A 20,264-nucleotide genomic window follows, 5' to 3' on the forward strand; every position below is an offset into this window, starting at 1 on the left:
CGGTTACTGCTGGCTAACGCGACGCACAACTACCGCATCTCAACATTTGCACCTTTGCAATCTGACCGACCAAGGAGAAAACATGGCAAGCCCGCAGTCCTCGCATTCATCGTCGCAGTTGCCGCAGGGCATGGAAATCACGGCTGACCTCAAGCCGGGCTATGACGCGATCCTCACGCGCGAAGCGCTCGAACTCGTCGCCGCGCTGCATCGCACGTTCGAGCCGCGCCGCCAGCAGCTGTTGCAGGCGCGCGCGGAACGCACCAGGCGCCTCGACGCCGGCGAGCGTCCCGACTTCCTCGCCGAAACGAAAAGCGTGCGTGAAGGCGACTGGAAAATCGCGCCGCTGCCGCAGGATCTGCAATGCCGTCGCGTGGAAATCACCGGTCCGGTCGAACGCAAGATGATCATCAACGCGCTGAATTCGGGCGCGGATTCGTACATGACCGACTTCGAGGATTCGAATGCGCCGAGCTGGGATAACCAGATCACCGGCCATATCAATCTGAAGGACGCGGTGCGCCGCACGATTTCGATGGAACAGAACGGCAAGTCGTACACGCTGAACGACAAGGTCGCCACGCTGATCGTGCGTCCGCGCGGCTGGCATCTCGACGAGAAGCACGTGATGGTGGACGGCAAGCGCGTGTCCGGCGGCATCTTCGATTTCGCGCTCTTCATGGTGCACAACGCGAAGGAACTGGTGGCGCGCGGCTCGGGCCCGTACTTCTATCTACCGAAGATGGAAAGCCACCTCGAAGCGCGTCTGTGGAACGACATTTTCGTTGCCGCGCAGGAAGCGGTTGGCGTGCCGCGTGGCACGATTCGCGCGACGGTGCTGATCGAAACGATCGTCGCCGCCTTCGAAATGGACGAGATCCTGTACGAGCTGCGCGAACACAGCTCGGGTCTGAACGCCGGCCGTTGGGACTACATCTTCTCGGCGATCAAGAAGTTCAAGGCCGACCGCGACTTCTGTCTGGCCGATCGCTCGCAGATCACGATGACGTCGCCGTTCATGCGCGCCTACGCGCTGCTGTTGCTGAAGACATGCCATCGCCGCAATGCGCCGGCGATCGGCGGCATGAGTGCGCTGATTCCGATCAAGAACGATCCGGCCGCGAACGAAAAGGCGATGGGCGGCGTGCGTTCGGACAAGGCGCGCGATGCCGGCGACGGCTACGACGGCGGCTGGGTCGCGCATCCGGGCCTCGTGCCGATCGCGATGGAAGAGTTCGTCAAGGTGCTCGGCGACAAGCCGAACCAGATCGGCAAGCAACGCGACGACGTGCTCGTCACGGCCACCGACCTGACGGACTTCCGTCCGGAAGCGCCGATCACCGAAGGCGGTCTGCGCAACAACATCAACGTCGGCATTCATTACCTGGGCGCGTGGCTCGCGGGCAATGGCTGCGTGCCGATTCACAATCTGATGGAAGACGCCGCCACCGCGGAAATCTCGCGCTCGCAGGTGTGGCAATGGATTCGCTCGCCGAAGGGCAAGCTCGAAGACGGCCGCAAGGTGACGGCGGCATTGGTGCGCGAGTTGGCGGCGCAGGAACTCGAGAAGGTAAAGCAGGCCGTGGGCGGCGACACCAGGCCGTATGAGCGCGCTGCGCAGATCTTCGAAGAAATGTCGACGTCGGAACAGTTCACCGACTTCCTCACGCTGCCGCTGTACGAGGAAATTTGAGGCTGGCGTCAGGCCTCGTGGATGCATCGGGCGCAGTCATTCAAATATTCAAATGCACTCCGATGCATTGACAACGGACGATGCAGTAACAGGCCCGCTTTCGCGCGTCTTTAGCACGCGGCGTGAAGTGGCTTGAGTCGCAAGGCTGACCGACCGGACGGCCCGACAGGCGTATGCCTGCCGGGCCGTTTTTTTATGCGCCCGTAGCGCCGCCTGGTCAGCGCGTGCTGCGGTGCTCGATCCAGTCGCCCGATTTGATTTCAGGCAAGCCCTTCACCACATTCGGCGCAACCGGATAAAAGCGGCAGTTGACGACGTTGCCGTCGACTTTCACCATCACTTCGCGCGCAAGGAAACGATCCTCGACGCCCGGATAGACCGCCTCGATTTCGTCGAGCACGGCGACCAGTTCGTCGTCGATTTCGTAGACGTCGCCGATCACGTCGACGCCGGCTTCGTCGACCACGAGGCCTGGATACGAGCCGAAGTCGAATAGGTGGCCACGCACCGTGGCCGTGCCGAGCAGGTTGGGCGCGGCGATCTCGTTGCGCGCCGCGGCGTGGCGGATGTCGTTCACTTCACCGGCGCGCAATGTGCCGTATACAAAGACGGTCTGCATCGTCGTTTGCTCTCCTTGAATCAGGTTTGGGTGGGTTCTGTTTCCAGTTCTGTTTCCAGTTCTGTTTCCGGCTCTGTTCGAGCTCGAGTCCGGGCTGGGTTCAGTTCAGCGCCGCGCTCGCCACGAGCACGCCGTCGATATCCACGTAGATCCATTCGCCGGGACGCACGAGCGCGCCGGGCAATTGCACCGCCACGTCGCGCTCACCGGCGCCGAGCTTCCGGCCGCGCCGTGGTGAAGTGGTCAAAGCCGCAATGCCGACGTTCACCTCGTTGAGTTCGAGCGCATCGCGCACACAGCCGTTCAGGACAATGCCCGCCCAGCCGTTCTGTTCCGCGATCTGCGCGAGGTTGCCGCCGACCAGCGCGCAACGCAGGCTGCCGCCGCCGTCGATCACCAGCACACGGCCCGCGCCCTTCTCTTCGAGCGTGGCCCGCACGAGCGCGTTGTCCTCGAATACCTTCAGCGTCACCGCCTCACCGCTGAAACACTCGGCGCGGCCGAACAGGTGGAAGACCGGCTCGAGCACACGCAACGTGCCGAGCGCCAGCTGGTCCTCGTGCGCGTCGCACAGGTCCGCGGTGGCAAAGCTCATGGCGTTCTCCTCGGGTCCGTAATCGGGACATTATGCAACGCCCTGTCCTTTGCAACACCTACAATGAGAAGCCCGCGGCGGTTTGTCCGCCCGCACGGGGGTTTGCCTAGCGGCGCTTTCGGCGTACCTGGAGAGCGCGCTGCCCGCGTTCCGTTATCGGGATCGATCTTCACCATGACTTCGTCCGCCGACTCAAACCTGTCGAGCCTCGTACGCTTCGCCGATATTCCGCCCGAGTTCCAGCCGAACGAAACGCATCCGATCCGTGTGCGTTCGCGGCAGATGCCCTCGGGCTGGCGCATCGCACGTCACACGCATGCATGGGCGCAGGTGGCTTATGCGTCGCGCGGCGTGCTGCGGGTCGCGACGACCGGCACGACGTGGATGGTGCCGCCCTCGCGGGCAATCTGGGTGCCGCCGCACGTGACGCACGAAGTGGTCGCCGTCGAGGACGCGTTCCTGCGCACGCTCTACATCACCGAAAGCACGGTGCCGGCCGGCCTCGATACGCCACGCGTGGTCGAAGTCTCGGATCTGCTGCGCGAAGTGATTGCCGCGCTCGACACGCCCGGCATCTCGGCTACGCGCGAGCGGTTGCTGGGCGCCCTCGCACTCGACGAACTGACTCGCTCGGAGCCGCTGCCGCTCTCCGTGCCGATGCCTAACGAAAAGCGTCTGCGCGCGCTGTGCGAAGCCGTGATTGCCGACCCGACGCATGGCGAGTCGCTCGAACAATGGGCGTCCAGCGTGGGCGCCAGCACGCGCACCATTGCGCGGCTGTTTCGTCAGGAGCTGGGCGTAAGTTTTTCGCAGTGGCGCCAGCAGGCGATTCTGGCGCGCGCGATCCCGCTTTTGAGCCAGGGGCGGCCGCTTTCGCATGTCGCATTGGAACTCGGCTATCAAAGTCAGAGCGCGTTCTCTGCGATGTTCCGCCGTGCCTTCGGAGAAAGTCCGCGCGCGTTTATCGAGCGTGGCTCGGAACATCGGGCGGCGCATGGCGAGCACGGCGAGACAGACGTGGACGACGAGACGGCGCGGGATCGCGCGGATGCAGAGAGCGATGCGGAGCGTTGAGTGAGTGTGTAAAACCGCGGCGTCACACGCCTCGCCTCAAACCCGTCGCGCCAGATGGCGAATCGCACCCAGTTGCGCAAGACGCGGCCCGGCCAGCTTGTAGCCTTTGCGCTGATAGAGGCGGGCCGCAGGGTTATCGACGAACACACGCAATTGCAACTCGCGCAGGCCGCGCTCGCGGGCCCATTGATGCGAGACATCGAGCAGATACGTGCCGGCGCCGAGCCGGCGATGGCCTTCGGCAATCTGTACGTCGCGGATATGCAGCGAATCGCCCTCTTGCGTGATGCGCAACACGCCGATCGGCGTGCCGTCCATTTCGAGAATGAAATTCTCCGACTCGCGCCAGCTGCCGAGAAACAGATCGCCACGCCAGACGAGATGATGGCGGTGGTAGTAGCCGCCCATGTTGTTGCGTGTCAGCGCCTCGGCGAACTCGAAATCGTCCATGCTGGCTTTGCGCAGATGAAACGGTAACGGAGCTTCGGTGGGATCGAACATGGCGGGGCGACAAGGGAGAGTCGGGTCAACGGTAAAACAGGCCGCGCACGCTGGCAATGGCTGTTTGTCCCGAGCATACCCAGGCGCGCCGGACAGTGGAATAAAAAAAGCCCACTTCTTTCGAAGTGGGCTTTCTCAAATCTGGCGGAGCGGACGGGACTCGAACCCGCGACCCCCGGCGTGACAGGCCGGTATTCTAACCAACTGAACTACCGCTCCAGATTTTCTTGCACCGCGGCTGATGAGACTGGCTCATTCACCGCTGCGTTACCGCTGCACCGTTCAAACTTCCAACCGAACGACGCCGATTTGCTGGCGTCCCCTAGGGGATTCGAACCCCTGTACTCACCGTGAAAGGGTGATGTCCTAGGCCTCTAGACGAAGGGGACAACGTACTGCTTACACCTTTAATGAAAAAGCCCGTTCAAGTTCGTATGAACGGGCTTTGTCTGGCGGAGCGGACGGGACTCGAACCCGCGACCCCCGGCGTGACAGGCCGGTATTCTAACCAACTGAACTACCGCTCCAGTTTGCCTATCAATGACTTGCGAGCGTTGGTTTTCTCTCTGCAAGCTGTGCCTTACTACTCGAATAAATCGAACACTAAAGCGACGCTGATGTTTGGCGTCCCCTAGGGGATTCGAACCCCTGTACTCACCGTGAAAGGGTGATGTCCTAGGCCTCTAGACGAAGGGGACATAATCTTTTCAGATTTGTCTTTATCTTGCTGCTAACTCACGCTAACTTCTGTTTCGCCAGCAGCAAAGACCGATATTCTAACTACGTTACCGCTGTTTGTGAAGTCTTTTTTGCTACAGGTTCCACACTTCGGAACAACTTCACTCTGCTCTGATGGTGGAGGTAAGCGGGATCGAACCGCTGACCTCTTGCATGCCATGCAAGCGCTCTCCCAGCTGAGCTATACCCCCCTTGCAGAACAGAAACGAGATTCTAGAGGCCAATTTGCGCTTTGTAAATACCCTTTGAGCAATTGCATGCGACTTTTTTCCAAAGCCGCATGCAAACCCGCTCAAGGCACGCGCGAACGCGCTCAGACCAGCGCTTTTTCGATACGGCCCACGACGACGTCACGCCCGAACAGCATCAGCACGCTGTCGATCGACGGCGTATGGGTGGTGCCTGCCACCAGTAGACGCACCGGCATCGCCAGTTGCGGCATCTTCAGCTTGTGCGCGCCAAGCGTTGCTTTCAATGCGGCGGCGATCGCTTCCTTGGTCCATTCCACGGTCTTGAGCGCGGCGGCCAGATCGGCGAGCGCCGGGCGCACTGCGTCGGTCACGTGCTGCGCGACGGACTCAGCATCCGGCGTCGGCGTGCGATAGAACATCGCGGCGTTCTCAGCGATTTCCTTCACCGTCGACGCACGGTCCTTCAGCAAGCCGACCACGGCCACCAGATCGGCACCTTGCGCGAGCGCGGCCTCGTCGATACCCAGTTCGATGAAGAACGGCTTGGCCAGCTCGGCGAGACGTGCGTTATCCGCTTCCTTGATGTAGTGCGCATTCAGCCAGGCCAGCTTGTCGTGGTCGTACTGCGCCGGGGACTTGCCCAGATGCTCCAGATCGAACCACTCGACGAACTGCTCGCGCGAGAAGATTTCCGCGTCGCCATGCGACCAGCCGAGACGCGCCAGATAGTTGACCACCGCCTCCGGCAGGAAACCGGCGTCGCGATAACCCACCACGCTCATCGCGCCGTGGCGCTTGCTCATCTTCTCGCCCTGCTCGTTTAGCACGGTGGGCAAATGCGCGTAGACCGGCGGCTCGCCGCCGAGCGCGCGCAGAATGTTGATCTGCCGCGGCGTATTGTTGACGTGGTCGTCGCCGCGAATCACGTGCGTGATGCGCATGTCCAGATCGTCCACCACCACGCAGAAGTTGTAGGTCGGCGTGCCGTCCGGGCGCGCGATCACGAGATCGTCGAGTTCTTCGTTCGAGATCTCGATGCGGCCCTTCACGGCGTCGTCCCACGCCACGACGCCGGTAAGCGGGTTACGGAAGCGCAGCACCGGCTGCACGCCCGCCGGCGGCTGCGGCAGCACCTTGCCCGGCTCCGGACGCCACGTGCCGTCATAACGCGGCTTTTCGCCGGCTTCGCGTTGACGCTCGCGCAGTGCGTCGAGTTCTTCCGTCGACATGTAGCACGGGTAGACCAGCCCGGCGTCCTGCATCTGCTTGAGCACTTCGCGGTAACGGTCCATGCGCTGCATCTGGTAGAACGGGCCTTCGTCGAAATCGAGGCCGAGCCACGCCATGCCTTCGAGAATGGCATCGACGGATTCGGAGGTGGAGCGCTCCACGTCGGTGTCCTCGATCCGCAGCACGAAGGTCCCTTTCATCTTGCGCGCGAACGCCCACGGATAAAGCGCGGAGCGAATGTTGCCGAGGTGGATGAAGCCGGTGGGACTCGGTGCGAAACGGGTACGAACAGAGGTGGTCATTAGCGGTTACTCGGAAGACGGGCGCCGGCGCTCGGGGCGGACATCGCCCGCGAAGCGCGGCAGCGGAGCGCGCCCATTCGGCAAAACAGCGCCGCGCATGGGCACGAAGGAATTAAATGCGAGAGCCGAATTATACCTTCGAGAGACGTCTTACCTGCCCTCGTCCGAACGGCCAGGTGGCGCGTGCGTGCCGCGCGGCGTAGCGTCAAAGGGCTTCCTCTGCAACGTTTCATTACCGCGCCGCCGCGCGTGCGGGGCTTTGCTTTATGATGTGCGCGCGCTGCGGCCGGAGATAGATCCACGGCGCATGGAATCGCCGCCGGCGATCCCGTCCGTCTGACTATCCGCCTGATCGCGGCCACCGGCGACGCCGACTGCGTCGCCCGCGCCGTTGCTGGAGAACTCGTTGAAGCCCTCATCGCCTAGCCTCGCCCGCCGCAACTTTTCACTGGCCGCCGCCTCCGCGGTGCTGGCCGCCTGCACCACGACCGGCGGCAATACCGGCACCACGCCCGTCGCCGTCACACCCGTTACGCCGACGCCGCCACTCGACAAGCCGCAGCGGCCGCTGCGCGTCGCGCTCGCGCTGGGCGGCGGTGCCGCGCGCGGCTTCGCGCACATCGGCGTGATCAAGGGGCTCGAGGCGCGCAATATTCAGGTCGATCTGGTGGCCGGCACCAGCGCCGGATCGGTGGTGGGCGCGCTGTACGCGTCGGGAATGAACGGCTTCGCGCTGAACAAGCTCGCATTAACCATGGACGAAGCGTCGATCAGCGACTGGGCCATGCCGTTTCGCACGCGCGGCTTTCTGCAAGGCGTCGCGCTGCAGAACTACCTGAACACGACGCTCAACAACCGACCGATCGAGAAGATGGCCAAGCCGCTCGGCGTGGTCGCCACCGATCTGAAAACCGGCCAGCCGATCCTGTTCCAGCGGGGCAATACCGGTATCGCGGTGCGTGCGTCGTGCAGCGTGCCGTCGATTTTCGAGCCGGTGAGGATCGGCGGCCACGAGTATGTGGACGGCGGCCTGGTGAGTCCGGTGCCGGCGTCGTTCGCGCGCAAGATGGGCGCGGATTTCGTGATCGCGGTGGATATCTCGCAGCGCCCGGAAAGCGGCCTGACGGCCAGTTCATTCGACGTGCTGATGCAGACCTTCACCATCATGGGCCAGACGATCAAGGCTTATGAACTCGACAAATACGCCGACGTCGTGATCCGCCCCAATCTGGCCGCCATGAGCGGCAGCGATTTCTCGCAGCGCAACGCGGCGATTCTGGCCGGCGAGGAAGCGGTGGCGAAGATGATGCCGGAATTGCAGCGCAAGCTGGCGGCGGCGAGACGGGCCGCAGCGTAAGCGGAGCTGCGCGGACCTCCGCAGCCCTGTGGCGGCCTCGTCCGCGCTCAAACGCAAAAAAGCCTGCTTCGTTCGAAGCAGGCTTTTTTATGCGGGAACCGCAGGCGCGATCTTACTGATTGCCGCCGATTGTTGCGTTCACGCGCTTGCGCAGATCCTCGCCTTCCTGATACGAGGCCTCGATACGACGCGCGCCGGTGAAGCGCTTTTCCCAGTAGCCGTCATCCATGTCGTCGACACGAATCGTGCTGCCCGTGGAGGGCGAATGCACGAACTTGTTGTCGCCGATATAGATGCCGACGTGGGAGAACGTGCGGCGCATGGTGTTGAAGAACACCAGATCGCCCGGCTTCAGGTCGCTCACGCGAACCTTTTCACCGACACGGCTCATTTCCTCGGCGCGGCGCGGCAGCGCCATACCGAGCGTGTCCTGGAATACGTAGCGCACGAAGCCGCTGCAATCGAGCCCCGAATCCGGGGTGTTGCCACCCCAACGGTAGCGCACGCCGATCATATTCAGCGCACCGACAACCACATCGCCCGCTTTGCCGGCCATGCCGGAGAGGAACGATTTGGCGCCGCTGTCGCTAGCGGGAGCGGTGGCTTGCGAGGCAGGAGTGGACAAAGAATTCGACCCGCTGAGGGTCGAATATGAGGCATTCTGATTGAAACTGCTTACTTCGTCGGCGAACGCGCCGGGAGCTGCGGCCATCAAGACGCCAATGAACATCCCGGCGACGACGCGCGTGCAAGCCTGGGTTAGGTTTCTGTGCTGCATTGGTCGGTATTTTTTGCCTAAAAATCAGGGGTCTACGTAAAAAAGTTTGGTCGATACTAGCCAGTAAGTATTCACATGTCAAAACAAATAGAAAAATACAATCGAGAGGCACACCCAATTGGTGAAAAAGCGGTAAATCAATGGTCCAGCGCTGCTTTCAGCAGCTTTCGGGTGTACGGGTGGGCGGGTGCCGCAAAAATCTCCTCAACCTCGCCGCTTTCGACAATCGAACCGTTTTGCATGACCGCGACACGATGCGCCATTGCCCCGATCACCGCTAAATCGTGGCTAATAAAAACGAAACCGAGGTTGTACTTCCGTTGCAACCCGGCGAGCAGTTTCAGCACCTGCTGTTGAATGGAGACATCGAGCGCGGAGGTCGGTTCGTCGAGGATCAGAATGCGTGGTTCGAGCACCAGCGCACGCGCAATCGCGATCCGCTGACGCTGCCCGCCGGAGAATTCGTGCGGATAGCGTTGCAGCACCGTGCGGTCGAGGCCGACCTCACGCAGCACCGAGATCACCTTGTCGCGGCGTGCTTGCGGCGTCATGGCCGGCCGGTGCAGCGCGAGCCCTTCGCCGACGATCCGCTCGATGGTCTGCCGCGGCGAAAGCGAACTAAACGGATCCTGGAAGACAACCTGCATGTTCGACCGTAAGGCGGTCTGCTCGGCGCCACGATAGCTGTCGAGCGCCCTGCCCTGAAACTCGATCTCGCCGTGCACGGTGCGTTGCAGGCCGAGCAAGGCCATCGCGAGCGTCGACTTGCCCGAACCCGATTCGCCGACGATCCCGAGCGTCTCACCCTGGCGCACCGACACGTTCGCGTCCGCGACCGCGCGAAACCGCCCCGAGCGGAACCAGCCGCTGAAGCCGGGCAGCTTCGTTTTGAAGTCGACCGAGATTCCGCGCGCTTCGAGCAGCACCGGCGAAATCGGCAGCACCGGCACCACCGTGCGTTCCGGGCGGCTCGCCAGCAGACGTTGCGTGTACGGATGCTGCGGCGACCCGAACACCTGTTCGACCGGCCCGCTCTCCACCAGCACGCCCTTCTCCATCACCGCGATGCGCTGCGCGAAATGGCGCACCAGATTCAGGTCGTGCGTGATCAGCAGCACGGCCATGCCACGTTTTTCCGCTTCGTCGCGTTGCAATTCCAGCAGCAGGTCGACGATCTGCGCGCGGACCGTCACGTCGAGCGCGGTGGTCGGCTCGTCGGCGAGCAGGAGGCGCGGACGGCACGCCAGCGCCATCGCGATCATCGCGCGCTGGCGCTGGCCGCCTGAAAGCTGATGCGGATAGCTGTTCATGCGCTTGCCCGGCTCGGCGATACCCGTGCGTCCCAGCAGCGCCACGGCGCGCTTGCGCGCCTCGTTTGCGCTCACGCCGTCATGCACGACGATGGTTTCCGCGATCTGGTCGCCGACCGTGTAGAGCGGATTGAGCGCGGTCATCGGCTCCTGGAAGATCATCGCGATGTCCGAGCCGCGCAGGCCGCGCATCTCGCGCTCGGTTTTGCCGAGCAGATCCTCGCCATTGAAACGGATCGAGCCGCTCACCTGCGCGTCGCTCAGCAGCCGCAGGATCGACAGCGCGGTCACGCTCTTGCCCGAACCCGATTCACCGACCAATGCCACGCGCTCGCCGCGCTGGATCGCGAGCGTCACGTCGCTCACCGCGACGGTGTCGCCGAAACGCACGTGCAGATGATCCAGTTCGAGCAGTGGCGGTGTCGTGGCCGACGTTGCGTTGTTTTGCAAATTCGTGCTCATTGATTGCCTCCGGCGCGCATCGCATCGGAGATACGGGTATCGAGTGCGTTGCGCAGCGCGTCGCCCATGAAGGTCAATAGCAACAGCATCGCCACCAGCACACCGAAGGTGGACAGCGAAATCCACCACGCGTCGAGATTCGCCTTGCCTTGCGCGAGCAGTTCGCCGAGGCTCGGTGTCGGCGACGGCACGCCCAGGCCGAGAAAGTCGAGGCTCGTCAGGGCGAGAATGGCGCCGCTCATGCGAAACGGAAGGAACGTGATCACCGGCGTGAGGCTATTGGGCAGCACATGCCGCCACATGATCTGCCAGTTCGACAGCCCCATCGCGCGTGCCGCCCGCACGTAGTCCTGGTGACGATTGCGCAGGAATTCGGCGCGCACGTAATCGGACAAACCGATCCAGCCGAACAACGAGAGCAGTACGATCAGCAGAATGAAGCCCGGCTCGAAGATCGACGAAAAGATGATCAGCAGATAAAGCTCGGGCATCGCGCTCCAGATTTCGATCAAACGCTGCCCGATGATATCGGTACGTCCTCCGAAATAACCCTGCACGGCGCCCGCGGCGATGCCCAGTATCGTGCCGATCAGCGTCAGCACCAGCCCGAATTCCACCGACACCCGGAAGCCGTACAGCAAACGCGCAAACAGGTCGCGGCCGCGGTCGTCGGTGCCGAGCCAGTTCTCGCGCGACGGCGGCGCCGGATTCGGCGCTTTCGAAAAGTAATTCAGCGTGTCGTAGTAGTAGCGATTCGGCGGATAAACGGCGAAATTGCCCGGCGCGTCGAAACGATGCTTGATGTACGGGTCGAGATAATCGGCCGGCGTCGGGAAGTCGCCGCCGAAGGTGGTCTCGGCGTAAGTCTTGAACATTGGAAAATACAGGCTGCCGTCGTAGCGCACCACGAGCGGTTTGTCGTTCGACCACAGCGGTCCGGCGAGGCTCGCCGCGAATGCCACGACGAACACGATCAGGCTCCAGTAGCCCAGACGCTGCTGGCGAAAACGCTGCCACACACGGCGCGCCGGCGAAGGCGAGACGAACGCGCGCGCCGGTTCGGAGCGCGCCGACGCATCGGCGGAAAGACGGGCTCGATTCATCAGCGCTCCAGTTGTTCGAATTGGATGCGGGGATCGACCCACACATAGCAAAGATCGGAAATCAGCTTGGTCGCGAGTCCGATGAGCGTGAACAGATACAGCGTGCCGAGCACGACCGGATAGTCGCGCCGCACCACCGATTCGTACGACAGCAGCCCGAGGCCGTCGAGCGAAAACAGCGTTTCGATCAGCAGACTGCCGGTAAAGAACGCGCCGATAAACGCGGCCGGAAAGCCGACGATCAGCGGCAACAGCGCATTGCGAAACACGTGTTTCCACAGCACGCGCTTTTCCGACAAACCTTTGGCACGCGCGGTGAGCACGTATTGCTTGCGGATCTCGTCGAGGAAAGCGTTTTTCGTCAGCATGGTAACGACGGCGAAACTGCCCACCACCGAGGCCGTGATCGGCAACGCGATATGCCACAGATAGTCGAGAATCTTGCCGGCCACGCTCAATTGCGCCCAGTTGTCCGAAGTGAGATTGCGCAGCGGGAACAGTTGCAGGAACGTGCCGCCGCCGAACAGCACGAGCAGCAATACGCCTAGCACGAAGCCCGGAATCGCGTAGCCGACCAGCACCACGAGGCTTGTCGCGACATCGAAGCGCGAGCCGTTGCGCACCGCCTTCGCAATGCCGAGCGGCACCGATATCAAATACGTCAGAAAGAACGTCCATAAGCCGATGCTGATCGACACCGGCAGTTTGGACACGATCAGCGACCACACGCTTTGATGGCGGAAATAACTTTGGCCGAGATCGAAAGTCGAGAAGCGCTTGAGCATCAGCACGTAGCGTTCGAGCGGCGGTTTGTCGAACCCGTAGAGCGCTTTGAGTTGCGCGATCTGCTGCGCGTCGACGCCGTTGTGCGCGCGCAGACCGAACGGCGCGCCGCCTTCCGCGCCTTTGCGCAACTCGTGCTGCATCTGCTCGACCGGGCCACCGGGAACGAACTGGATCACGACAAAGGTCAGCGTCAGCACGCCGAGCAAGGTCGGGATCATCAGCAGGAGGCGTTTGAGGATGTAGCTCCACATGGCGGCGTTTCCGAATAAATGACGCGTTGGCGCGCTTAAGGTTGCGCCGGCGGCTGCGGCTGCGATGGTGGCTGCGCGAACCACCACATCGACGTAATCCAGCCTTCCGCCGTATAGTACAAGGGCAGCGTTTTGGGCCACGCAAGACCGCGCTTGAACGCCACGCGGTGCGTGGCGCTGTACCAATGCGGCACGACATAGTAGCCATGCATCAGCACACGGTCGAGCGCATGCGTGGCGTCGACCAGTTGCTCGCGCGTTTGCGCATGCACGAGCGCACTCAGGATCGCATCCACTACGGGTGACTTCAGCCCGATCATGTTATTCGACCCGTGCGTATCGGCGGCCTTGCTGCCGAATCGTTCGATCTGCTCGGAGCCGGGCACTTGCACGTCCGGCATGCGGATCGTGGTGGTGTCGAAATCGAAGGCGTCCAGACGCTTCTGATAGACCGCGAAATCCGACACGCGAAACGTGGCCTGGATGCCCAGCTTCTGCAGATTGCGGATGAAGGTGGCGACGATCGGCTCCATCTGCGCAGACGAGCCGGAGTCGTCGAGAATCTCGAAGCGGAACGGCTCGCCCTTGGCGTTGCGCAATGCGCCGTCGCGATAGGTCCAGCCGGCCTGCTGCAACAGCGCGCGCGCTTCCAGCAGATTGGCACGCAGCGAGCCGGGCGGATCGGTATCCGGCTGCTTCGGCGGCGGACCGAACACCGCCGGGTCGAGCTTCGCGCGCCACGGCTCGAGCAAGGCCAACTCGCCCGGAGAAGGCAGACCCTTCGCCTGCAGATCGGTGTTGGCGAAGAAACTGTCGATACGCGTGTACTGATTGAAGAACAACTGGCGATTGAGCCATTGAAAGTCGAGCGCGAGATCGAGTGCCTTGCGCACGCGAACGTCCTGAAACAGCGGCCGGCGCGTATTCAGCATAAAGCCCTGCATGCCGGTGCCGTTATGTTGCGGGAACACCTGCTTGATCAGCTCGCCGCTATCGAATTTCTTGCCGACGTCGCGCCGCACCCAATTGCGCGCGACGTACTCGACCAGTGCGTCGTACTCGCCCGCCTTGAACGCCTCCAGGCGCGCCGTGTTATCCAAATACAGCTTGTAGACGACGCGATCGAAGTTATTCATGCCGACGCGCACCGGCAGCGCCGCGCCCCAGTAATTCGGGTCGCGCCGGTAGGTAATCGTGCGGCCGTTGTCGTATTGCTCGATCAGATAAGGCCCGCTGCCGATCGGTTTTTCGAACGCAAGCTGGTCGAATGGAATGCGGCTGCCGTCCGGCTTCAATCCCCACTTGCGCGAGAACACCGGTATGCCGCCCGCAAGCAAGGGCAACTCGCGATTCCGCTGGTGAAACTCGAAGCGGATCGTATGCGGATCGACCACCACCGCGCGCGTGATTTCGCCGAAGATTGACGCGAATTGCGGCGCGGCCTGTGGGCTTTTGAGCGTGTCGAGTGAGAACTTGACGTCGTCGGCGGTGACCGCATCGCCGTTCGAAAAGCGTGCGCGCGGATTGATGTGGAACGTCACCGACAAGCCATCCGGCGCGACGTTGATGTCGTCGGCGAGCAGCCCGTAGGCGGTTGCCACTTCATCGCTGCTGCCGACGGTGAGGCTTTCGAAAATCAGGTCGACACCGGGCGCCGTATTGCCGCGCAGTGTGAACGGATTGAATTTGTCGAAGCTGGTGAGGCGGCTCGGATTGGCGAGCACCAGCGTGCCGCCCTTCGGCGCATCGGGATTGACGTAGTCGAAGTGCTTGAAATCCGCCGGATATTTCGGTGCGCCGTATTGCGCGATCGCGTAGACCGCGTGCGCCCGTGGCGCCACCAGCAGACCGGCCACGGCCAGCACGCCGCACATCATCGCGGCGCAGACGGAGCGCCAGGAACGCGGCGCAAACGCAAGGCCGTTACGCGAGGGTTGGTGAATCACGCTGCACCGAAGTGCACGAGGCGTTGGAACCCGTCGCGAGCCAGTTGTCATGGGGGCCTTGATGGTCAGTGGGCAAGTGCAATGTGAGAGAATTCTACCCAATAAACCCGCGCGATCCGCACGTCCGTTGCGCATGGTGTCGACGTGCGCGGTGCGCCGATCCGATCAGGAGATTTCATGGGCTTCCTCGCTGGCAAACGTATCCTGCTGACCGGCTTGCTGTCGAATCGTTCGATTGCCTACGGCATCGCGCAAGCCTGCAAGCGTGAAGGCGCCGAGTTGGCGTTCACCTATGTCGGCGAGCGCTTCAAGGACCGCATCACCGAATTCGCCCACGAGTTCGGCAGCGATCTCATATTCCCCTGCGACGTCGCCGACGACGCCCAGATCGACGCCCTCTTCGTCTCGCTCAGGCAACGCTGGGACGGCCTCGACGGCCTCGTCCATTCGATCGGCTTTGCACCGCGCGAAGCGATTGCCGGCGATTTCCTCGACGGTATGACGCGCGAAAATTTCCGCATCGCGCACGACATCTCCGCGTACAGCTTTCCGGCGCTCGCCAAGGCCGGGCAATCCATGTTCACGCCGGACGCGTCACTGCTCACGCTCAGCTACCTCGGCGCCGAGCGCGCGATTCCAAATTACAACACGATGGGCCTCGCCAAGGCTTCGCTCGAAGCGAGCGTGCGTTATCTGGCGGTCTCGCTCGGCGCGAAAGGTGTGCGCGTCAACGGTATTTCGGCGGGTCCGATCAAGACCCTGGCCGCGAGCGGTATCAAGGGCTTCGGCAAGATTCTCGAGTTCGTCGAACAGAACGCGCCGCTCAAGCGCAACGTGACGATCGAACAGGTCGGGAATACGGCGGCGTTCCTGTTATCGGATCTGGCGGCCGGTGTGACGGCGGAAATCGTGCACGTCGATAGCGGGTTTAGCGCGGTGGTGGGCGGCATGGCCGCCGTGGCGGAATGAACGACGAAGGTTCCGCGTGAACGCGTGACGCTTCGTACTCGTCGCTGCGTTTTACGGGCTGGTGGCAGAGCTTATGACAGAACAGAAGCCCAATGAAGAAACCGCCCACCTGGGCGGTTTTTCTTTGACCTCGCGATCCGGTCAACCGCGGCCCGAACGCTTAGTGCCAGCCGCGATGATTGTCGTAATGGTCACGGCCGTAGTTGTAATGGCCCGGGGGATGATGACGGTACCAGTCGTCGCGCCCCCAGTAGCGGCGGCCATCCCAGTAGCGGTCGCCATGCCAGCCGATCACGACCGCCGGGCCGCCGTAGTACACGGGTGCCGGTTGATAGATGACCGGCGGAGGAGGCGGCGGAGGCGGTGCGTACACCGGTGCCGGCGCAACGTAGACTGGCGCGGGAATACCGATGTTGACGCCGATGTTGACACCGCCGGCCATTGCGGCACCCGACGCACCCAGTGCGAAAACCCCGATCAAAAGTGGAACAAGACGAGCGGACTTCATCGATCACCCTTTTTAGAAGAATGTGTTGTTGGCGGAAATATAGCGCAAGGCGCCGCACCGCGTATTTCAACTTTGTAATAACTGATGCATAACATCGCACGCATCGCCGCGCGGTTACGTCTCGTTACATCGGACATGCTTTTGGTGAAAAGGTGGTGGCGTTGTAATCGAGCGGGCGCAACGTGAGGCGGCGGCTCTGTTCGCAGCGCGGACGAATTCCGTAGGATATCGAATTACTATTCCTCAATGCCCTGCCCTTCCTCGACACAGAGGCATTCCGATCCGCCTGGCACGGTTCGCGTGCTGCCGATTTCGAGACGCCAGTCGAGCCGGCTCCTACCTCAAGACAAGTTGACGGCATCAACACACGGTCGCCACCGCAAACACGCCCAGCGATCCGGCATTTGCGCCCCACGCGCAAAACGAACATTCGATGTTCGAAAGAACATTGGCAGAAAAATCAAGAAGTAGCCGGTCGTCCGACATCCACCTGGTCGCGCATCACCCAAAGACGTGTTTCATTGACAATTCCCTGCATAACTCGAGCTTAATGCATGGTTTTCCCTAGTATTCTGCAGCAATATCAGTGATACGATGACTGACACTAAACGAAGATAAATGTTCGAATTCGCGCATAGCCGCTTTCCCAGCGGCCAGCCACCGAACACTTCGCGTATGGAGACAGATTTTGAAAACAATCATTGGTTTGCGCTGGTGGATCATCGCGCTCGTGTGTCTCGGGACGATCGTCAACTACCTGTCGCGCAACGCACTCGGCGTGATGGCGCCGGAGTTGATGAAGTTGCTGCACATGAGCACGCAGCAATACTCGTACGTGGTGGGCGCCTTTCAGGTCGGCTACACGATCATGCAGCCCATCTGCGGGCTGATCATCGATCTGATCGGGTTGCGGCTCGGCTTTGCGCTATTCGCCTGCCTGTGGTCGCTGACAGGCGTGCTGCACGGCTTCGCGAGCGGCTGGCTTTCGCTCGCGGCTTTGCGCGGACTCATGGGCCTGACCGAGGCCGTCGCCATTCCGGCCGGCATGAAGGTGGTCGCCGAATGGTTTCCCAATCGCGAGAAGTCCGTCGCGGTAGGCTACTTCAATGCGGGCACCTCACTCGGTTCGCTGCTCGCTCCCCCGCTTGTCGTGTTTCTCTCGTTGTGATACGGCTGGCAAAGCGCCTTTGCCGTGACCGGCGCACTCGGCTTCGTCTGGGCCGCTGCCTGGTATCTGCTGTACCGATCGCCGACTGAGCACGCCCGAATCAGCGAGGCGGAACGCGAGACGATCGTCGGCGGCCAAACGCCGGGCGCGCCGCAGCGGCGCAGCATCCGCGAAGTGCTGCGCACGCGCCGCTTCTGGGCGATCGCCCAGGCGCGTTTTTTCGCCGAACCGGCCTGGCAGACATTCAGCTTCTGGATTCCCCTGTATCTCGCCACGCAACGCCATATGGATCTGAAGCAGATCGCGATGCGCAGTGCCGGATCGAACTCTTCGTGCTCGCCGAAGACATCATCCGCGTGCTCGTGCTGCCTGACGGCGAACTGCACGGGCCGCGCACCTGGTCGATTGCGCCGGGCGAAGACGACGTCGCGCTCGAAGGGCGCGAGCGGCGCGACCTGAGCGGCTTCACGCCGCCGCCATTCGAGGTGTCGAGCGACGCGCAACAGGTGGTGATCGAAACGGCGCGCATCCGCCTGACGGTCACGCTCGACGGCGGTTTCTGCGCCTGGGACATCCTGCACGACGACGCATGGCAGCGCGTGATGAGCGATCGCAAGACGCAGGCGTATAACTTCGGCTGGTGGGACGAGCGCGTGTATCACTACATCGAGCGGCGCCGGGACGAAATGTATGTCGGCCTCGGCGAGCGCGCCGGTTCGCTGGATCGCGCGCAGCAGAGCTACGAGATGCGCAATATCGACGCCATGGGCTACAGCGCGCGCACCACCGATCCGCTCTACAAGCACATCCCGTTCTACGTGACCTGGCAGCCGCAGACGTCGACGGGCTTCGGACTTTTCTACGACACGCTCGCCGATTGCCGCTTCGACATGGGCCGCGAACTGGACAACTATCACGGCCACTACCGCCACTTCGTCGCCGAGCATGGCGATCTCGACTATTACTTCATCGCGTCGGCGGGCACGCCCCTGCACGCGGTGCGTCGTTTTACATGGCTGACCGGACGGCCGGCGTGGATGCCGAAGTGGGGACTCGGCTATTCCGGCTCGACGATGAGCTACACCGATGCGCCCGACGCGCAGCAACGCATGGGCGAATTCATCGAACGATGCGGCGAACACGACGTGCTGTGCGATTCGTTCCATCTGTCGTCGGGCTATACGTCGATTGGCGCGAAGCGCTACGTGTTCAACTGGAATCACGAGAAGTTTCCAGATATCGACGGCTTCGTGCAGAGCTATCTCGACCACGGCGTGCGTCTGTGCGCGAACATCAAACCTTGCCTGCTGCAAGACCATCCCGCATTCGAAGACGTTGCCCGAGCCGGCCTGCTGATCGAGTCGCGCGACGGCAATCCTGCCTGGGTGCAGTTCTGGGACGAAGTGGGCGCGTATCTGGATTTCACCAATCCCGACACCATCGACTGGTGGAAGGCGCGCGTCAAAGACAGTCTCCTGAAGCACGGCATCGCGGCCACGTGGAACGACAACAACGAATTCGAGATCTGGTCGCCCGACGCGATCGCACGCGGCTTCGGCGCGGCGTATCCGGCGCGCGAGGCCAAGGTGCTGCAAACGCAATTGATGATGCGCGCGTCGCACGACGCGCAGCGCGAGCACGCGCCTGAGAAGCGGCCCTTTCTCGTGTCGCGTTCGGGCGGCGTCGGCATGCATCGCTATGTGCAGACCTGGTCCGGCGACAATTACACGTCGTGGGAAACGCTGCGCTTCAATCTGAAGATGGGCCTCGGCCTCGCCATGTCCGGCATCTCCAACAGCGGCCACGACATCGGCGGATTCTCCGGCCCGGCGCCGGGCCCGGAACTGTTCGCGCGCTGGGTCGCGTTCGGCATCTTCCTGCCGCGCTTCAGCATTCATTCGTGGAACGACGACGGCACCGTCAACGAACCGTGGATGTACCCTGAAGTCACGCAGCAGGTTGCCGCACTGATCAAGCTGCGCTACCGCTTCATTCCTTACCTGTACGAGTTGCTCTGGCAGTCGCACAGTGCCTACGAACCCGTCTTGCGCCCGATGTTCGCCGAGTTTCCCCACGACCCGCGCTGCCTCGTCGACGGCGACGACATGATGCTCGGTTCCTCGATGCTGGTCGCGCCGGTGGTCGACGCGGGCCAGTCGACGCGTGACGTGTATCTGCCGTCCGGCTCGCGCTGGGTGGCGTACTGGGGCGGCGAAACGTTCGACGGCGGCCAGACCGTGAACCTGCCCGCGCCGTTCGAGCAGCCGGTGATCCTGCTGCGCGAGGGCAGCGTGATTCCATTGAACGTCGCTGAACAACACTTCGGCCGCCCCGCCGACGAACGCGCGTTCATCGCCGTACCGCATGCCGGCGTTGGCACCACGCGCGGCGGCTGCGTCGAAGACGACGGCGAGAGCGAAGCCTGGCGCGAAGGCGCGCAAGGCCGCTGGCACATCACGTTGGCCGGCGACGCGAGCACCTTGCGCGTTTCAGTCGAACGCGAAGGCTGGATGCCGCAGCCGCAGCGCGAAGTCCGGATCTTTGTGCCGACGGACGAAGCGCGCGCGGTCGAATGCATCGGCGGCGCACTCGTGGCCGATCACACCGCCGACGGCTGGCGATGCCTGACGATTTCCCTGGCCCACTAAACAAGCCCGCATTACCGGCCTGAAGCACTCAGGCC

15 protein-coding genes, 5 tRNA genes and 1 pseudogene are annotated in these 20,264 nt (G+C 62.5%); 6 read left to right on the forward strand and 15 right to left on the reverse strand.

The features are described 5' to 3' along the window. Window positions 1-82: 82 nt before the first annotated feature. Window positions 83-1,693 (forward strand): malate synthase A, encoded by a 1,611-nt coding sequence (aceB, locus tag B0G80_RS07885; protein ID WP_116117611.1) that lies wholly within the window; start codon window positions 83-85, stop codon window positions 1,691-1,693. 217 nt (window positions 1,694-1,910) lie between these two features. On the opposite strand, the gene B0G80_RS07890 is transcribed toward aceB, so the two are convergent. Together B0G80_RS07890 and rraA are read right to left on the reverse strand one after the other, a co-directional pair. Next, the gene (locus B0G80_RS07890; RefSeq protein WP_116117612.1) at window positions 1,911-2,312 is read right to left on the reverse strand and encodes a gamma-glutamylcyclotransferase; all 402 of its coding nucleotides are present in this window, start codon (window positions 2,310-2,312) and stop codon (window positions 1,911-1,913) included. 100 nt (window positions 2,313-2,412) lie between these two features. Continuing rightward, complete coding sequence (rraA, locus tag B0G80_RS07895) at window positions 2,413-2,907, reverse strand: ribonuclease E activity regulator RraA (RefSeq protein ID WP_116117613.1); 495 nt, start codon at window positions 2,905-2,907, stop codon at window positions 2,413-2,415. Window positions 2,908-3,081: 174 nt separating this feature from the next. Here rraA and B0G80_RS07900 point away from each other — a divergent pair, with 174 nt between their 5' ends. Next, window positions 3,082-3,981 (forward strand): helix-turn-helix domain-containing protein, encoded by a 900-nt coding sequence (locus B0G80_RS07900; protein WP_116117614.1) that lies wholly within the window; start codon window positions 3,082-3,084, stop codon window positions 3,979-3,981. Window positions 3,982-4,017: 36 nt separating this feature from the next. Here the strand turns inward: B0G80_RS07900 and B0G80_RS07905 are convergent, their stop codons facing one another. From B0G80_RS07905 to gltX, 7 genes are all read right to left on the reverse strand, one after another. Further along, entirely contained in the window at window positions 4,018-4,482 is a 465-nt protein-coding gene (locus B0G80_RS07905) for a GNAT family N-acetyltransferase (RefSeq protein WP_106279573.1), read from the reverse strand. A gap of 142 nt (window positions 4,483-4,624) precedes the next feature. Next, a tRNA-Asp gene (locus tag B0G80_RS07910) sits at window positions 4,625-4,701 on the reverse strand. Between the two features lie 94 nt (window positions 4,702-4,795). Further along, window positions 4,796-4,871 (reverse strand) — tRNA-Glu (locus tag B0G80_RS07915). Between the two features lie 61 nt (window positions 4,872-4,932). Beyond that, a tRNA-Asp gene (locus B0G80_RS07920) sits at window positions 4,933-5,009 on the reverse strand. Between the two features lie 95 nt (window positions 5,010-5,104). Then, window positions 5,105-5,180: transfer RNA gene (locus B0G80_RS07925), tRNA-Glu, on the reverse strand. A 155-nt stretch (window positions 5,181-5,335) separates the two neighbouring features. Beyond that, window positions 5,336-5,411: transfer RNA gene (locus B0G80_RS07930), tRNA-Ala, on the reverse strand. A 122-nt stretch (window positions 5,412-5,533) separates the two neighbouring features. Continuing rightward, window positions 5,534-6,943, reverse strand: coding sequence for a glutamate--tRNA ligase (gene gltX, locus B0G80_RS07935; protein WP_116117615.1), 1,410 nt, complete (start codon window positions 6,941-6,943; stop codon window positions 5,534-5,536). Window positions 6,944-7,349: 406 nt separating this feature from the next. On the opposite strand from gltX, the gene B0G80_RS07940 reads away from it, so the two are divergent. Continuing rightward, a complete protein-coding gene (locus tag B0G80_RS07940; RefSeq protein WP_116117616.1) occupies window positions 7,350-8,300 on the forward strand; it encodes a patatin-like phospholipase family protein in 951 nt (316 codons plus the stop codon). Between the two features lie 112 nt (window positions 8,301-8,412). Here the strand turns inward: B0G80_RS07940 and B0G80_RS07945 are convergent, their stop codons facing one another. The 5 genes from B0G80_RS07945 to B0G80_RS07965 form a co-directional block, all read right to left on the reverse strand. Next, window positions 8,413-9,078 (reverse strand): C40 family peptidase, encoded by a 666-nt coding sequence (locus B0G80_RS07945; protein ID WP_116117617.1) that lies wholly within the window; start codon window positions 9,076-9,078, stop codon window positions 8,413-8,415. Between the two features lie 137 nt (window positions 9,079-9,215). Then, window positions 9,216-10,850 (reverse strand): ABC transporter ATP-binding protein, encoded by a 1,635-nt coding sequence (locus tag B0G80_RS07950; protein WP_116117618.1) that lies wholly within the window; start codon window positions 10,848-10,850, stop codon window positions 9,216-9,218. After that, window positions 10,847-11,953, reverse strand: a complete 1,107-nt coding sequence (locus B0G80_RS07955; protein ID WP_116117619.1) for an ABC transporter permease — start codon at window positions 11,951-11,953, stop codon at window positions 10,847-10,849. The genes B0G80_RS07950 and B0G80_RS07955 overlap by 4 nt, the downstream gene beginning before the upstream one ends. After that, on the reverse strand, window positions 11,953-12,990 hold the full coding sequence (locus tag B0G80_RS07960; protein WP_106279561.1) for a microcin C ABC transporter permease YejB: 1,038 nt from the start codon (window positions 12,988-12,990) through the stop codon (window positions 11,953-11,955). The genes B0G80_RS07955 and B0G80_RS07960 overlap by 1 nt, the downstream gene beginning before the upstream one ends. Window positions 12,991-13,025: 35 nt before the next feature. Next, the gene (locus tag B0G80_RS07965; RefSeq protein WP_258878955.1) at window positions 13,026-14,867 is read right to left on the reverse strand and encodes an extracellular solute-binding protein; all 1,842 of its coding nucleotides are present in this window, start codon (window positions 14,865-14,867) and stop codon (window positions 13,026-13,028) included. 246 nt (window positions 14,868-15,113) lie between these two features. Between B0G80_RS07965 and fabI the strand changes: the two genes are divergently transcribed. After that, window positions 15,114-15,905, forward strand: a complete 792-nt coding sequence (gene fabI / locus B0G80_RS07970) for an enoyl-ACP reductase FabI (protein WP_116117621.1) — start codon at window positions 15,114-15,116, stop codon at window positions 15,903-15,905. Between the two features lie 160 nt (window positions 15,906-16,065). On the opposite strand, the gene B0G80_RS07975 is transcribed toward fabI, so the two are convergent. After that, complete coding sequence (locus B0G80_RS07975) at window positions 16,066-16,413, reverse strand: hypothetical protein (protein WP_106279555.1); 348 nt, start codon at window positions 16,411-16,413, stop codon at window positions 16,066-16,068. Window positions 16,414-17,101: 688 nt separating this feature from the next. On the opposite strand from B0G80_RS07975, the pseudogene B0G80_RS07980 reads away from it, so the two are divergent. Next, window positions 17,102-17,890 (forward strand): annotated as a pseudogene (locus B0G80_RS07980) (MFS transporter); the annotation flags it as partial. 23 nt (window positions 17,891-17,913) lie between these two features. Then, complete coding sequence (locus B0G80_RS07985; protein ID WP_258878860.1) at window positions 17,914-20,229, forward strand: glycoside hydrolase family 31 protein; 2,316 nt, start codon at window positions 17,914-17,916, stop codon at window positions 20,227-20,229. Window positions 20,230-20,264 lie beyond the last annotated feature (35 nt).

Source organism: Paraburkholderia sp. BL6669N2 (genome assembly GCF_003387275.1).
Classification (GTDB): domain Bacteria; phylum Pseudomonadota; class Gammaproteobacteria; order Burkholderiales; family Burkholderiaceae; genus Paraburkholderia.

Coding starts and splice junctions, on each gene's coding strand:
- aceB (WP_116117611.1), top strand. CDS start 83: ATGGCAAGCCCGCAGTCCTCGCATTCATCGTCGCAGTTGCCGCAGGGC.
- B0G80_RS07890 (WP_116117612.1), bottom strand. CDS start 2,312: ATGCAGACCGTCTTTGTATACGGCACATTGCGCGCCGGTGAAGTGAAC.
- rraA (WP_116117613.1), bottom strand. CDS start 2,907: ATGAGCTTTGCCACCGCGGACCTGTGCGACGCGCACGAGGACCAGCTG.
- B0G80_RS07900 (WP_116117614.1), top strand. CDS start 3,082: ATGACTTCGTCCGCCGACTCAAACCTGTCGAGCCTCGTACGCTTCGCC.
- B0G80_RS07905 (WP_106279573.1), bottom strand. CDS start 4,482: ATGTTCGATCCCACCGAAGCTCCGTTACCGTTTCATCTGCGCAAAGCC.
- gltX (WP_116117615.1), bottom strand. CDS start 6,943: ATGACCACCTCTGTTCGTACCCGTTTCGCACCGAGTCCCACCGGCTTC.
- B0G80_RS07945 (WP_116117617.1), bottom strand. CDS start 9,078: ATGCAGCACAGAAACCTAACCCAGGCTTGCACGCGCGTCGTCGCCGGG.
- B0G80_RS07950 (WP_116117618.1), bottom strand. CDS start 10,850: ATGAGCACGAATTTGCAAAACAACGCAACGTCGGCCACGACACCGCCA.
- B0G80_RS07955 (WP_116117619.1), bottom strand. CDS start 11,953: ATGAATCGAGCCCGTCTTTCCGCCGATGCGTCGGCGCGCTCCGAACCG.
- B0G80_RS07960 (WP_106279561.1), bottom strand. CDS start 12,990: ATGTGGAGCTACATCCTCAAACGCCTCCTGCTGATGATCCCGACCTTG.
- B0G80_RS07965 (WP_258878955.1), bottom strand. CDS start 14,867: ATGATGTGCGGCGTGCTGGCCGTGGCCGGTCTGCTGGTGGCGCCACGG.
- fabI (WP_116117621.1), top strand. CDS start 15,114: ATGGGCTTCCTCGCTGGCAAACGTATCCTGCTGACCGGCTTGCTGTCG.
- B0G80_RS07975 (WP_106279555.1), bottom strand. CDS start 16,413: ATGAAGTCCGCTCGTCTTGTTCCACTTTTGATCGGGGTTTTCGCACTG.